11 protein-coding genes and 1 pseudogene are annotated in these 14114 nt (G+C 62.7%); 7 read left to right on the top strand and 5 right to left on the bottom strand.

The annotated features are described in order from the left end of the window. Positions 1-210: 210 nt before the first annotated feature. Positions 211-516: pseudogene (locus tag ACZL02_RS21045) on the top strand (IS21 family transposase); the annotation flags it as partial. Here the strand turns inward: ACZL02_RS21045 and ACZL02_RS21040 are convergent. The 5 genes from ACZL02_RS21040 to ACZL02_RS21020 all read right to left on the bottom strand — a co-directional run bounded on the left by ACZL02_RS21040 (position 461) and on the right by ACZL02_RS21020 (position 3778). Beyond that, a complete protein-coding gene (locus tag ACZL02_RS21040; RefSeq protein ID WP_472939624.1) occupies positions 461-667 on the bottom strand; it encodes a hypothetical protein in 207 nt (68 codons plus the stop codon). The pseudogene ACZL02_RS21045 and the gene ACZL02_RS21040 sit on opposite strands and share 56 nt — an antisense overlap. A 182-nt stretch (positions 668-849) precedes the next feature. Continuing rightward, positions 850-2031 (bottom strand): glutathionylspermidine synthase family protein, encoded by a 1182-nt coding sequence (locus ACZL02_RS21035; protein WP_472939461.1) that lies wholly within the window; start codon positions 2029-2031, stop codon positions 850-852. A gap of 2 nt (positions 2032-2033) precedes the next feature. Beyond that, the gene (locus ACZL02_RS21030) at positions 2034-2606 is read right to left on the bottom strand and encodes a DUF1190 domain-containing protein (RefSeq protein WP_472939460.1); all 573 of its coding nucleotides are present in this window, start codon (positions 2604-2606) and stop codon (positions 2034-2036) included. A gap of 10 nt (positions 2607-2616) precedes the next feature. Beyond that, positions 2617-3018, bottom strand: coding sequence for a DUF350 domain-containing protein (locus tag ACZL02_RS21025; protein WP_472939459.1), 402 nt, complete (start codon positions 3016-3018; stop codon positions 2617-2619). Positions 3019-3100: 82 nt separating this feature from the next. Beyond that, a complete protein-coding gene (locus ACZL02_RS21020; RefSeq protein ID WP_472939458.1) occupies positions 3101-3778 on the bottom strand; it encodes a DUF2491 family protein in 678 nt (225 codons plus the stop codon). A gap of 96 nt (positions 3779-3874) precedes the next feature. Here ACZL02_RS21020 and ACZL02_RS21015 point away from each other — a divergent pair, with 96 nt between their 5' ends. The 6 genes from ACZL02_RS21015 to ACZL02_RS20990 all read left to right on the top strand — a co-directional run bounded on the left by ACZL02_RS21015 (position 3875) and on the right by ACZL02_RS20990 (position 14109). Next, entirely contained in the window at positions 3875-4306 is a 432-nt protein-coding gene (locus tag ACZL02_RS21015) for a YjfI family protein (RefSeq protein WP_472939457.1), read from the top strand. Beyond that, the gene (locus ACZL02_RS21010; RefSeq protein WP_472939456.1) at positions 4303-5052 is read left to right on the top strand and encodes a PspA/IM30 family protein; all 750 of its coding nucleotides are present in this window, start codon (positions 4303-4305) and stop codon (positions 5050-5052) included. Before ACZL02_RS21015 ends, ACZL02_RS21010 begins: the two co-directional genes overlap by 4 nt. A gap of 965 nt (positions 5053-6017) precedes the next feature. Beyond that, positions 6018-6797: a hypothetical protein gene (locus ACZL02_RS21005; protein ID WP_472939455.1), complete on the top strand. Its 780-nt coding sequence runs from the start codon at positions 6018-6020 to the stop codon at positions 6795-6797. Next, complete coding sequence (locus tag ACZL02_RS21000) at positions 6794-12067, top strand: phosphorylase family protein (protein WP_472939454.1); 5274 nt, start codon at positions 6794-6796, stop codon at positions 12065-12067. The genes ACZL02_RS21005 and ACZL02_RS21000 overlap by 4 nt, the downstream gene beginning before the upstream one ends. 562 nt (positions 12068-12629) lie before the next feature. Continuing rightward, positions 12630-13235, top strand: a complete 606-nt coding sequence (gstA, locus tag ACZL02_RS20995) for a glutathione transferase GstA (RefSeq protein ID WP_472939453.1) — start codon at positions 12630-12632, stop codon at positions 13233-13235. A gap of 274 nt (positions 13236-13509) precedes the next feature. Further along, positions 13510-14109, top strand: coding sequence for a hypothetical protein (locus tag ACZL02_RS20990; protein ID WP_472939452.1), 600 nt, complete (start codon positions 13510-13512; stop codon positions 14107-14109). The last annotated feature ends 5 nt before the right edge of the window (positions 14110-14114 follow it).

Below are 14114 nucleotides of genomic sequence, written 5' to 3'. Positions count from 1 at the left end.
CGCAGCGGGCCGAAAGCGGACTGTCTGCTTTCGGCCCGGCAACGCAAATAGCTGCCATTCCGCTCACACCAAGCCGGCAAATGATTTCCTGCGTCGCCTTGGGTGAGGTGGAAGATCGACTTTTAGGCAGCTCGGCTTGAGCTGCTGCCGATATCTATATCGGTAGTAGGATAACATTTTCGGATGCCATCGACGTATTTCCCGCCCTCTCCATCGTGCGCGGCGCATCTGCGTTATGTTCTAGAAGGCCGAAGAGCAACCGGAGCAAGCGGGAGTTCATCCAGGTCCTGCGGCGGACGGAAGCCATGCCGATGGAAACATGAAAGGCGCCTTGAGCAAAGCGATACGGCTGGGCGCGATCTGGTTCGACGCGATCAAGCTGATCGCCATGTCGCGGATGGAACGACACCCGCCTTGCGGCTTGATCTGGCCTGCTATCCGCAACTGACGAAGAGTGACGTCAGAACGCTTGCGGCGGCTGGCTACGCCGTTCTGGTTGTCGTGAAAGCGGCATGAGAGGCAAGGTGGAAACGAACATCGTGTCGACGGAAAAACGGGCGGCACGCACGTCCTGCTCGCACACCGCGTCGAGCAGGTGAAGCTGCTGACGGTGGTGCGTAAGTACGACAAGGTCGCCCGCGATTTTGTCCACGAGCGCGTCGACCATCATCGCTATCTGCTGCGTCGCAGCTAGCCCGAGCTGATCGACCCCGAACTTCGTTTATCTAGAGGTGGGTCAAGGCGACGCGAAAGCCGGAGCATTATGATCTGTCGATCCTTGAACGCGACCCAGCTCAATCCCGCGGGCCCGTATTCAGCGCCACAGAAGTTCGCCAGCACTTCAACGCATTACTCGAACGCAGCATAGTCTGCCTCGTCGAGGATGGCGTGTGGCACGAAGCGGGAGAGGTTGCGGGTGATGCGCGAGCGGTCCTCGCGAATGCCGAGTCCTGCCGCCTTGTCACCGACGATCCAGGGACCTAGCACGGCGTATTGCCCTACCGCTTCGAAGAGCGGCGTCAGCTCCTGCAGGATGGTCGGGCCGTCGCCGTAGTCGCCGTCGGTGCGGTCGGTTTCCGCGCCTCCTTCGGTGATGGCGATGTTCTCGCCCTCGCGCGAGTGCAGCGGCTTGCGTACGGCGGCTTGAAGGTTAGAGGCGCGGGGGTCGTCCGAGAAGAAAGCCGGCAACAGGTTGGGATGACCCCGATGCCGCTCCCAGAGGAGCGGCAGGATGCCCTTGTTCGAGAGGATCGCCTTCCAGGCTGGCTCGACGAATTCGGTTCCCGACGTCGAGAGGTGCTTGGCGAAAGGCTCGCGCAGCATGTCCTCCCAGGGGTAGAGCTTGAAGCAGCGGTCGATGACGCGATCGGCGGGGTCGGTGAAGCGGCCGACGGGGTCGATGCCGATGTCGGAGATGTCTATCAGCTCTGTCGCGTGCCCGGCCTGGATCGCGCAGTCCATGAGATAGGCGACGGTGCCGCAGTCCTCCTCGTTTTCCGTCACCACGGCGAAATGGAAGATCGGCCCTTTCGGGAATGTCGCGAAGGTCTCGATCAGGCTTTCCTGCAATAGATTGAATTGGTCGGCGCTGCTGGGCAGGCGGCCGAGCGCGATCTGGTCGGTCAGCCAGTTGTACTGGAAGTAGGCGCTTTCGAAGACGCCGGTCGGCGTGTCGGCGTTGTATTCCAGCAGTTTTGCCGGGCCTGTCCCGGTATAGGCAAGGTCAAAGCGGCCGTAGAGATGGCGCTGCCGGCTCTCGAAGGATGACCGCACGGCGTCGAATAGTTCCGGCGGGATGGCCAAGCGCTCGAGATCACGTTCACTGGCGACGACGTCGCCGACGAGGTCCATGCAGAGAGCGTGAAGCTCCTCGCTCGGCGCCTCGATCCGCGTTTCGATCTCCTCCATGGTGAAGAGATAGGCGACGTCATCAAGCCAATACGGCTCGCCATACATCTCGTGGAAGCCAAAGCCGACAGCCTCCGCCTTTTCCCGCCAGCCCTCGCGCTCGGGGATCGCTACGCGGCGCATCCTCAGCCGCCGAAGGAGAAGCCGCGGTTCGACGACAGCCCGCCGAAACCCTGCCGCGACACCGTCCGCGTGTTGACGTTGTAGGGCCTCGGCTGCGGCGGCTGGCCGATCGCCGGCGGATCGCTACGGTAAGTCTGCCCGCCGCGCCCGGTATAGATCGGCGCGGAATTGTAGCCGGTGTCGCGCCGGTAGTTCCGGTAGGCGGCGTAGTTCGTGAGGCTCGAGATCGCCGAGGAGACGAGATAGCCGGTCATGAAGGGGACGAAGAAGCCGCCGGTCCCGGTCCCCGTGCTGCCCTGCGCGGCCGCTTCCATGCAGCGGCCCTCGCCGTATTCTGCTTCGCAGACGGCCATCGCGTTGAACTTTGGCGCGTTCTGGACATGCTGCTGCAGCGCCTGTTGGTACTCGGCGTTGCAGATGTCGCTGTCGACGCCGGCCGCGACGCATTGTGCCGCAGAATTGTATACGGTTTCGGCAGGCGGTGTGTCGCCGCAGGAGGAGAGCACCAGCCCGCTCGCGGCGATCGTGCCGAGAACGAGGATGGGCGGCCGGCGCCCGGTGAAGCGTCTGGTCATGCGGGCCTCCTTAATAGGTCATGCAGGCGGCGTTCAGCATGCCGACTGCGACCGCGATACCTGCCGCCCAGGTGCCGCCCGCCATCTCGCCTGCCGTGATGCGCGCGGGGAGGCCGGACATGGTGAGCGTAGCAAGGAGGAACGCGACGCCCTGGACGAGGCCGCCAACGACGGCCCAAATCACGAAATCAATAATGCTGACGGAATTGGCCGCAGCCGATGCCAGCGGCAGCGAGAAGCCGAGTATGGCGCCGAGAAAGGCGACGACGGCCGCGGTATTCCCAGTTCGGATAAGGCGAAGCTCGTGATGAGGGGTCGCGGCGGAATAGGCGACAGCAAAAAGCGCGAGCGCGGCAAGACCCGTCGCGAAGTAGGCCAGGAAAGCCGGCAGGCCGGCGACATATCCGAACATGGGCGAACTCCGAACGAAGCCGGCAGCGCCGGCGGAACGATAAAAGGACCGGCACTACCCAACACGCGGTGCAGGCAGGCTGTCAAAGCCGGCGGACGTCGCCGGGCAGAAGGCCATAGCCAAGGATAAACTCGATCGAGGCGCCCTGCCGTGAGTCGCGGTCGGCGAGGTCGCGCTCGATATTGATGAGCAGCATCTCCTGCCGCGTGCCCAGCATGCGCGCATAAAGCATGCATGACTGGTGGATGGAACGCCGGACCCGCCCGTCGACGATATCCTCGACGAATTCGACGAGGTCGGCCCGGCCCTGTCCCTCGCCCCAGAAACGGTCGAAGAGGATGCCGTCGGCATCGTAGCGCGGCTGGCCGATTGTGCCGCGCGGTCCGCGCCATTCCGCCCATTCGGCATCGTTTGAGGGGACGACGCTGTCCCAGGGCTGATAGAGGCTGACGTCGAAGATCTCCTCGCCGGGCTGGGCTGATGCCGACATGACCTGCAGGATGGTGTCGCCGTCGTCGTAGTAGCGGGAGAGAACGGTGGTGGCATCGAGGCGCGCCTCCCCATAGGCCGCGACGATCATCATGCCGCCCGCCGGCACGGGCATCGCGGGCGACGACCCCACGGTGTCGGCCTGCAGTCCCAGCGTATCGATCTCGATCCCGCCGCCGAGGACGACGCCGAGCGGGCCGCGCTCGGGCGCCAGTGTGCCCGCCGCCTCGCCTTTCGAACCCGATCCCCAGCCGAAGAGCCGTCCGATCATGTTTCCCGCCTTGGTTCTATAGAGGTTCTTTACTAGATATCGCGCGCCGGGACCTTTTGAAGGTGGGCGCGTCGAAACACAGGGGGAATTGATCGCGTGACAGTCTGGAACCTCAATACATTGACAGAGCTCTTCGCATCCGACCCAGCAGCGCTCGGCGACGTCGACGTTAGCATCCCGCCGGAAGGAGACGTCCTCTGCGTCACGATCAAGGAAAAGGGCTTCCTCGACGTCTTTGTCACCGCCGGCGGCGATCAGGTGATGGCGAGCGTCATGCTGGCCCCGGCTTCCTCCATCCCGAACCGCGGGGCGTTCGAGCGTTTGATCCTCAAGACGCATAAGCTGGTACCGCTTTCGACCTTCGGCATCTCGATCATCAACGGCGAGGAATGGTATGAGCTGTTCGGATCGCTGTCGGCCCTGTCCACGGCCGAGGTTGTGATTGAGGAGGTTGCGGTGCTCGTCTCCAATGCGGAGGACGCGGCACATCTCATCGAGGAATGGAAGAACGGGGAGATTGCGGCATGAGCGTCTGGGGCAAGCTGTTTTCCGCCGTCCGCGGCGGCGTCAACGAGGTGGCCGAGAGCGCTGCCGATACGCAGGCGCTGCGCATCCTCGACCAGGAGATCCGCGACGCCGATACGGCGCTCCGGCGCGCGCGCTCCGATCTCGCCGGCATCATGGCGACGACAAAGGTGCTGGCCCGCCGGATCGAGGAAGCGAAGGCCAAGGAAGCCAAGGACATGGATAGCGCTCGCGCGGCGATGGCGGCCGGTCGCGAGGATCTGGCCCGGGGTCTTGCCGACCGCGTTTCCGCTGCCCGCACCGAAATCGGCCGAGACCAAGCCGAGCACGACCGTCTGCAAGCACAGCAGGGCCAAATGATCCGTGCCGTCCAGGACACCGAGACGCGCATGCAGACGATGCGGCGCGAGGTCGACGGCGTGAAGGCCAACGAGTCGCTGTTGAAGGCCCAGTCCGCCATCGCGTCCAGCCATGCCGGCGTCAACTCACGCCTCGGCAGCGCTATGGAATCACTCGAACGTGTGAAGAAGCGCCAGGAGATCACGGCTGGCCGCATCCAGGCCGGCGCCGAACTGCAGGCGCTGGAATCGGGAAGCGACCTCGACCGCGCCCTTCTCGAAGCCGGTATCGGCGGCAACCGCGGTTCCTCTGACGACGTCTTCGCCGAACTCACCCGCATCGACAGTGCTCCGGCGCTTCCCGATCCCTCCGGGCAGAACCTCCAGATCGGCCACAATCGGGATCGGTGACGACGATGAACCAGCAAGTGCATTCCAGGTGGTATTGCGTGTTCCCGGGATATGCTGAGCTATTAGAATAGACGGCGGCACGAGGCTAGGGCGAGCGAAGTAAGGCGTAAAATCTCTAACGGTATTCCTTTGTTGCCCCCTCTGCCCGACCGGGCATCTCCCCCGACAAGGACTGAGATTAGGCAGTGTCGTTCAAGCTGCTAATCTCCCCCACCAGAAGCGCTTTCTCGTTTCGTGCCTCTCAGCGCGTGGCCTGCTTTTACTCCGCCGCACTCGCCCGATTACTAAACGATTCTTAGGCAGGCTTTTTAGATTGAATGATTGGTGGCTTCTGGGAAAAATCGATACACTCGAAAAGGCAACAATGGGTGTGTAGCGGAAATCATTTCCGACGGCGCAGACGGGCCGAAAGCGGAACGGCGGCTTTCAGCGTCCACATGATCAAAGCGGACGTTCATCTTAACGGGCGGAAGGTCTCTACCTGACGCTTCACAGACGTATCGCACGTCCGATTGAGAGCGGATCGATCCTTGGAACCATGGTGCGGATGGGTCAGGAGTGCCAAGAGATAGTAAATCGCTGTAAAGAAGTCTCATCTCGGCTGACCGAGCGACGTCGTTGAGGGCGGCCAAACGTGCGAGAGCGTGAATTTGAAGCCGATCTGAGTCGGCGCTGAGCGCGAACAGGGCCTTGAAGCGCCCTGTCGTGAAATGAGGTGGTGTGTGATGCGAGCGGAGACAGGGGTGGCCTGCCCAGTGTGTCTTGGCGCGAACGGCGTGCAGTGCGTTGAATACGTAACGCCACGCGACAGCTCCGGTTTTGAGTGCCAAGCTTGCGGTCGGTTCGAGATCAGCCGATCAGCTATCGTACCCTACTTCAATGCTCGGCGTAGCGGTCTGACCGCCCTACAGCGCGCGGCTCTCTCTCATCGGCTCAGCACAGCTCAACGGGCGGGCGGCGGCCTGATGATCACGACAGACTGGATGGAACGGTTCACGCGCAATGCGCGCCTTCCCAGCCCGCCCGAGCAGGCGACCAACTTGATCCGGTTGATCGGCGACCGGCTTGCCGAGACTGGCGAAGGCTACTTCCTCGACGACGCGACCGACACGGCGCGAGTCGGCGCATTCAATACGACCATGTTCAATCAATTGCGGAAGGAGCTGGAGACGAGAAACGTCATCCAGCCGCTCGGGCGCTTGGAGGTGCCGAACCCACGAGGCATAGGCGTGCTGGTCGGTCAGGCTTACGGCCTCACGCTTGACGGCTGGGACCGTTATGAGGCTGAGCGGCACGGGCGCGTCGCCGGGCGCTACGGGTTCATTGCGATGAAATTCGGCGACGCTGTCCTCGACGCATTTGTTGAGGTGACCGTCAAGCCGGCGGTGCGGGATGGGATCAGCTATGATCTGGTGGACCTGCGGGATGTGTCCCGTGCTGGAGTGATCGACAACATCCTGCGCGAGCAGATCAGGGACGCTGCCTTCGTCCTCGTCGACCTCACCCACGACAACTCCGGGGCATACTGGGAGGCCGGCTACGCGGAGGGCTTGGGCAAGCCGGTGGTGTACCTTTGCGAGCGCGCGAAGTTCGACAAGGCAAAAACCCACTTCGACACGAACCACTGCACCACGGTGCTTTGGTCCGCGGACAAACCGGACGCCCTCCGGACTGAGCTCGTCGCGACGCTGCGTCGGTCGCTCAATCTCTTCGCTCCGGCCGCTGGTGATCGGAGCGCCTCGTGAAGGTGCGTACCGTAGCCGAGGTGATGCAGGACGCCGACGCGCGCGGGCTTCGACGTGCGCTGATCGTGACGGCGCTGCCGATCGAGATGAGGGCCGTCCGGGCGCACTTGGCGGAGCTGGGCTCCTGTCCGGCGCGGGACGGCAACGTGTACGAGTGCGGACAGTTCTCCGGTCAGGGTGACGAGTGGCTGGTAGTCGTCGCTGAGAGTGGGGCCGGAACCCACCCGGCGCAGAGCGTGGTCACCTACGCGCATCTAGAATTCGGCACCTTCGAGCTGACTCTGTTCGTCGGCGTTGGAGCGTCGAGGAAGTCAGAGGCGCCTATCGGGAGCGTCGTCGCCTCGAGTTACCTCTATTTCCCATACAGCGGCAAATACAGCCCGAGCGGCTTCAGCGCCCGGCCGCACTCACTGCCGGTCGACTCCCGCCTGATCGGATTGGCAAAAAAAATCGGGCGTGACGAGGACTGGCCGTCGCGCATCCTGCCGCCGCTCAAGGGACGGCTCCCCGACGATACACTTTATCCGAAGCCCTACCCGCCCAGTGCGCTAGTCGCGCCGATCGTCTCCGTCGAGGCCGTATCGGCAGATGAGGAGTCCGAACTCGAGCGGCAGATCAATCAGCACTACGGCGACGCACACGCCCTGGAGATGGAGGGTTACGGTGCGGTGTTCGCGGCGAATCTGGAACGAACCCCAAGCATGATCATCCGCGGCATCTCGGACATGCGCGGCGGCAAGACCCCTGAGCTCGATGTTGTCCACCAACCAGTGGCAGCGGTCCATGCTGCGGCATTCACATTCGAGCTGCTCGATCTTTGGGCCCAGGTGCATCGGCCCGAGCCGAAAGTCCGCTCGGACCATCAAGCGTCTCCGATTCATGAGGCCGCCCCGGCCGGACGCAATCCTTCGCAGACACCGCCAGCGAGCGAAACTCCCACCACGGCCGTCGGGCCACCCAAGGGCACGCTGCTTTTGAACTTCAGCGGCTCGGCCGCAGATTTTCCGCCCGAGAAGATCCAGGAGGTTCTGACCACGCTGCGGCTGATTACGGGCAATGCGTCGATCGAAGTGGTCGGTTCCGAGCCTGGCTCATTTCGGCTCTTGATCAGCGGTGCGCCTGACGACCTAACCAAGATCAACAGCCAGGAAACGAGGCAGCGACTGGCCGAAGAGCATGCCGTCGAGTTGCTAGGCGCCGTTGACGAGTCGGAGTTCCGATCGGCCGAAACTGCCCTCGAGCGGCTCCGGCGCGCATCCGATCCGATGCTGGGCTGGCCACAGCGACTCCCGGACGGGACATGGATCGACCGTCCCGAACTCGATCAGTTGCTGGGGATTGTCGAAGGGTCGGAGGCGAGCACAACCGCTCTCCTCGGCCTGCCAGGAGCCGGCAAGTCAGCGCTGCTCGCCGCCTTGGGTGGAGCGATTGCGGAGCGGAACATTCCGCTGCTCGCGATCAAGGCTGACTTCCTCGATCCGGCCGTGGCGACGGAGGAAGACCTTAGAGAGCACCTTGGGCTCGATGAGCAACCATCGATCCTTCTCGCTCGGATCGCGGCGTACCGGCCTGTCGTCCTCATCATCGACCAGCTCGATGCGCTTGCGGCTTATGTCGATCTGAAGACCGGCCGGCTCAGCGTGCTGCTGAACATTGTTCGGAAGCTCGGCGGGGTTCGAAACGTTCACATCGTTCTCTCAGCCCGTACCTTTGAGTACGAGCACGACGTCCGCCTCAAGACTGTCAGGGCCGAGAGCCTGAGGCTCGAACTGCCCGCATGGAGCACCGTCCTCCAGCTGTTGGAGGCGAACGGGATTCAATCGGCGGGCTGGCCAACAGACGCTCAGGAAGTGCTCAGAGCGCCCCAAGCGCTCTCCACATTCATGAAGCTCCGGGAGCGCGCGACGATGCCGCCGTTCCGGACTTACCAGGCGATGCTGGATCAGCTTTGGCGCGAGCGGATCCTGAACCAGCCGGATGGGGGCCGATTGGGGCGGCTAGCTTCGTCCATCGCAGACCTGATGGCCGAGAGGGAAACGCTCTGGCTCGCAACAGCAAGGTTCGATGATCAAGTGGCCGAACTAGAGGCCTTGATCAGAAACGGCGTCCTCGCACGCGGCGATGGCGAAAGCATTGGGTTCACACACCAAACGCTCTTCGAGCACGCCCTCGCACGTGGCTTCGCACAGCAAGAAGGTAGGCTGTCGTCTTTCGTCCTAGGGCGAGTGTCCTCGCTGTTTGTTCGCCCGAAGCTGTGGACGGCACTCACCTATCTGCGCGTCGTGGAACCGGCGATGTACGAGCAGGAGCTGCATACCATCTGGGCGGCCCCGAACCTTCGGCTTCATCTCCGGCATCTGCTGATCGAGTTCCTTGGCCAGCAGGCAGCACCTTCGGACGCGGAAACCCTCTTGATGGAGTGGACCCTGAAGTCGGCAGACCGCCGGGTGGCGCTGCAGGCGATGGCCGGGAGCCCGGGCTGGTTCGAGCGGTTCGCCAGCTCCTACATCGGCGAAGCCATGGCCCACCCGGAGACGTGCGGGGTTGCGGCCGGCATTGTTGCGCAGGCCTGGAAGTTCTCTCCGGCCCGCGTCGCTTTATTGATCCGGGAGCGTTGGCTGGCTAACGAAGCGGACGATGGTCTCATATGGAATGTGCTGCAAAATTGCCCGAAGTGGGACGACGACATCACGGCCATAGCGATCACCGTCCTTAACCGCACGGACGTCGCGCCGATGATGGTCGACCACATGGTGGCGACGGTCGGGGCGGAACAACCCGACGTTGGAGCAGCGCTGGTACGGGCCGCCTTAGATCGCGCCCTGTCGGTGGCGATCGATGAAGCGGCTCGTCGGGCGGCGCTCCCCGCGCCGGATGAGGAGCAAGCTCGGATCGCTTGGCTCATCAACAACTCACCTTCGGAGCCGTTGAAGCGTCTGCTGGAAGGCGGCAAAGGGTGGGACAGCCTGGAGGCGCTCGCGCAAACGAACGCCCGCGGCTTTCTCGAGACCCTGTGGCCGTGGTTCCAGAACGTGTTCGCCGCCTTGCGCGTTCATGATGACGATCCGAGCGCCTTGCCGGGGTTTCCACTCGCGTACGTCGGCGACTTCCGGTTCGACGAGGAGCACACGCTCGGTCTTCCTGAACCGGCGATCCTTGGCGCGCTCAGGGTCGCGGCGGAGACCCTGGCGGCCAATGAAGAGCCAGGATTTCTCGCTTGGCTTGCCGCGAACGAGGGCGAGAACGCGACACCTGCGCAACGACTGTTTGCGCACGCGCTGGCAAGTCGTCCCGACAAGTATGCCAGCCGCGCGCTTGAGTTCCTGTTGGCGAACACCGACCGCCTGCACATCGGCAAGAGCGAGGACATGGGCGGGACAGCCAAGCGGCTCGTCCGTGTTGTCAGCCCCCGCTGGTCCGTCGAGGAACTCAGGCGATTTGAGCAAGCGATTACTGCCTATTCGCCGCCTCCGAGGCGCCTGCTCGATGCCAAGGGCAAGCGGTACTTCCAACGCTACCTGCGGCAGATCAGGCTCGGCCTATTGAGTTCGCTACCAAGCGACCGCGTGTTGCCACAGGTTGAGCGCTTGGTACGTGAGGAACGTCGCCGGTTCCCAAACGAACGAATGGGCGCGACCTTCCACGGCCCTACCTACATCGGATCGCCGATGTCAGCCGAGGCGATGGCGCGGGCTTCTGACGACGAGATTCTGAACGCGTTCCGCAAGCTGCCGGACGCGACGGGATGGGATAACCCTCGCAATTGGCTTGCGGGCGGTAACATCCAGCTCTCCCGTGAGTTCGCCAACTTTGCCAAGGATGATCCGAGGCGCGGGGCAGAGCTGATACGGCATTTCGCGCCGAGCTTCGGGACGCGCGCGTCGGGCCATGCGCTGGACGCGATGGCCGAGAGCGCGGAACCGTCGCTGATCCTCGGCCTGATCGGATGGCTACACGAGCGCGGCTTCGACGGTGAAGAGTTCCGAGGATCGGTCGCTCGGGCCATCGAGCGTCTCGTTCGCCGCGACGTGAACGTGGATGAGGCCACTATAGCGATCTTGGAAGGCTGGCTCGCCGCACCTGGCTCACCTGATGTTAATGAGGGTGACAGGGCCGACGACGACGAAGCAGATGCGGAGGTCTCGCCACCCACGACCGCTACTGCCGAGGAGAAAGCCGACGCAGAGAAGGCGCGAGAGGAGAGTGTTTTGTGGGGGCACGGCGGCATTTCGGTCCTGCCGGGCGGAAACTTCCCCCTCCTAGAAACCCTGACACGCATCTTCCTGGGCAGGGCAGAGCACGACCGTCTTCTGTCACTGCTAGAGAACCATCTTTCGCGGCCAGAGAACCCGAAAGTCTGGCAATCCCTGTTACAGTTCCTGGTCTACCTCCGGCCAACATCTGTCGATTCTTTGGCAGGCTTCTTTGGTAAACTGTTTGATCGTTTCCCCGAGCTACGGGATACGCACGAAGCTGCCCACCTGCTGGCGCATGCCCAATGGTCGACGCCGGACTTCGTTCGAGCGGTGCTGGAAGACTGGCGGCTCTCCGAACGGCCGATTGCTCAACAGACCTACGGGGAGCTTGTCGCGCTCATCGCCATTGTCCAGCCCAACCTACAGTGGGCGACCGAGATGCTCGCCGAGATCGTCGCCAGCGACGGCGGCAAGCCCGCACAAGTCGGCGTCACCTACGCCGCCGTAAACCTCTGGCAGGAGGCAAACAGACGCGCCGCTTGTTCGGAACTCCTGCGATCGCTTCTTGCGAAGGGCGACAGTGGCGTTTGGAGGGCTGCCTTCGATCTGTTTCGTCTAGTGGATGAGGTGACACCCGAGCGCAGCTGGGTCTCGCTTCTCGAGGTCATGGCGGACCACATCGAGAAGGCCAAGGGTCTGCCTTCGACCTTTGTCGTGGATCGGCTGCAGACACTGTTACCCCACGAAGCCATGCTGGTGGCGCGGGTCGCCCGGGGACTGGTTTCGATATGGCGCGATGAGCTGGGTGACATAAGGACTGGTACCGCGGCGACTGCACCCGTCCTTGTTGATCTCGCCATCACGCTGCACCGACTCGGACCGTTGACCCGCGACGTGGGCACGGCCTTGTTCGAGGATATGCTCGAGATCAACGCATACACGGCTCGCCAGACGCTCGACCAGATCGACAACCGGTTCAGCGACGTACGGCAACCGGTGCGACTACGTCTTCCCAGGCGAGATGCTGGCCGTCGGGCTCGCCGCCGCAGCACTGAGCAGGCGAAGTCAGCCTGATTTGAATCAGACGTACTGTTGCCCATGCAGTCTCAGCGTGGAGACGTCCTCCTACGGCCTGTGCCATAGCTGGCTCAGATCACCAAACTCCGCTCTCGGGCAATCAGCTCATGCCTGCTCTTGGCGCGACCCCGACCTCGCACTTGTCACTCCCATTGTCCGCTTTTGCGGAACGGTGAAACAGGCCTGGGTGACCGACATGGGCGCGAAAAAGACGTTCCGGATTGCCGGCAGGTTGCTGGGCGCAGACATCAATTTCGAAAAGTACGCTGGGGCGCTGGCCAAAGCCCCGCAACCGCACATGGCTTCCATCGAAGCAAACTATGAGGGCAGCCATATCTTTCGTCGGCAAAACACGACCCGGACATGGCCGTCAAAAATTCATGGAATTTTGGCCGCCATAGTTGGCGGTCACTCCGGCGTCCAAAAAGTGTCTACACAGGAAGATGCACTTCTGCTCCGCTGCAAGATCCGTCAATGGACTAGCAATTGGGGTAGGTCTCCTGCAAACGCAGGCAATCTGCCTATACCATAGGCGCGGTATTTTTTGGAGACGATCATCATGAAGCTGTACTACAAGCCTGGCGCCTGCTCACTCGCACCCCACATCGTCGCCTGCGAAGCTGACCTTCCGGTTGAACTCGTCTCGGTCGACCTAGCCGAGAAGAAGCTGGAAGACGGATCCGACTACTTCGCGGTCAACCCGAACGGCTATGTCCCGGCGCTCGACATCGGCGACGGTCCCGTTCTGACCGAGGCTTCGGTCGTCGTACAGTACCTTGCCGACCAGAATCCTGAGACGGGGCTGATGCCCAAGTCGGGCGACAACGCACGCTATCGCGCAAAGCAATGGTTGGCGTTCATCTCGACCGAGCTCCACAAGCAGTTCAGCCCCCTATTCAAGCCGAACACTCCGGAAGCGACAAAGGAGATCCAGAAGGAGCTTCTCGCCAAGCGGTTCGCGTTCGTCGACAAGGCTCTGGAAGGCAAGACGTACCTGATGGGCGAGACGTTCACGGCACCCGACGCCTACGCGTTCACGGTCCTAACATGGGCAAACCGCGTCGGCCTCGACATGACCGCCTTCACGAACATCAAGCGCTTCATGGATGCGACGGCGGCGCGGCCTGCCGTACAGCGGGCCTTACGCGAGGAAGGCTTGGCCTAAAATCGCAAGCACGACACGGGTTGGAAGGCGGTCCATTGGTCCGCCTTCCAATCTTGCTCCGCAATCTATCGCTTGGCCATGTTGACTCCGAAAGACGTCCGGCAGTAGCGTCACGCCATGTGCACCGGATCGACTCTCCTGCGGACCTGCTTGCTCCCTATGGGTGTCACAGCTTCGCGCGCTGTTTTGCCCCCTCTATCCATACGCTAACCGCACACCCTCTTCGAGGCTGATCGGACGAGAGGCAAAGCCCCGTCCAATGCGGAGCACTCCCATGCGTTCAGACATTGTCACCGACATCCAGACATTCGCATCCGCGCGAACTGTCCCCTCCAACCTCCCCGCACGTGGGTGTATCGGCTACCAGCCGCTCCGTTGCCGCGGTAAGGTGCAACTCTCTTCTGCCTTCTCGATGGACGTCGCGTGTCTCCTCGACATCGATCCCGCAGTCGAGCATTGGCAATGCCAAGTGCCACTCCTCGGGATCGAAAGCGTCGCGGATTTCGTCACTCATGGTGCCGGCGGCCAGGAGTACATTGTCCTCGATTTGGGTGACCGCGCGCCCCCCGGGCGCTCATGCTTACCGCGGGGAACGCGTATCGTGACGGCAGGCGACGTTGATCCAGTAAGGCTCGAGAACGCCAAGCTCATCCTTCCGTTCGCTCATTGGCGTGTGTCGCTCGACGACCGCGTTCGGTTGCTGGCCGTCCTCGACGAAGAAGGGAGTGTCACCTTGGCCGACTGCCTCGGCATCCTGCGCAACACGTCCCGCCCCGTAGCTGCGGTCGCGTCCCTCGCGCTGGCGCATATCATCGACATGGACCTCGACGAACCCATCGGCTCCCGCACCCGGGTCATACGCCGCGAAGCCTGACGCTT

This window comes from Mesocryomonas fontinalis (genome assembly GCF_055730125.2).
The sequence above is the reverse complement of the archived record's forward strand: the minus strand, read 5'-3'. Positions and strand labels throughout refer to the sequence as shown.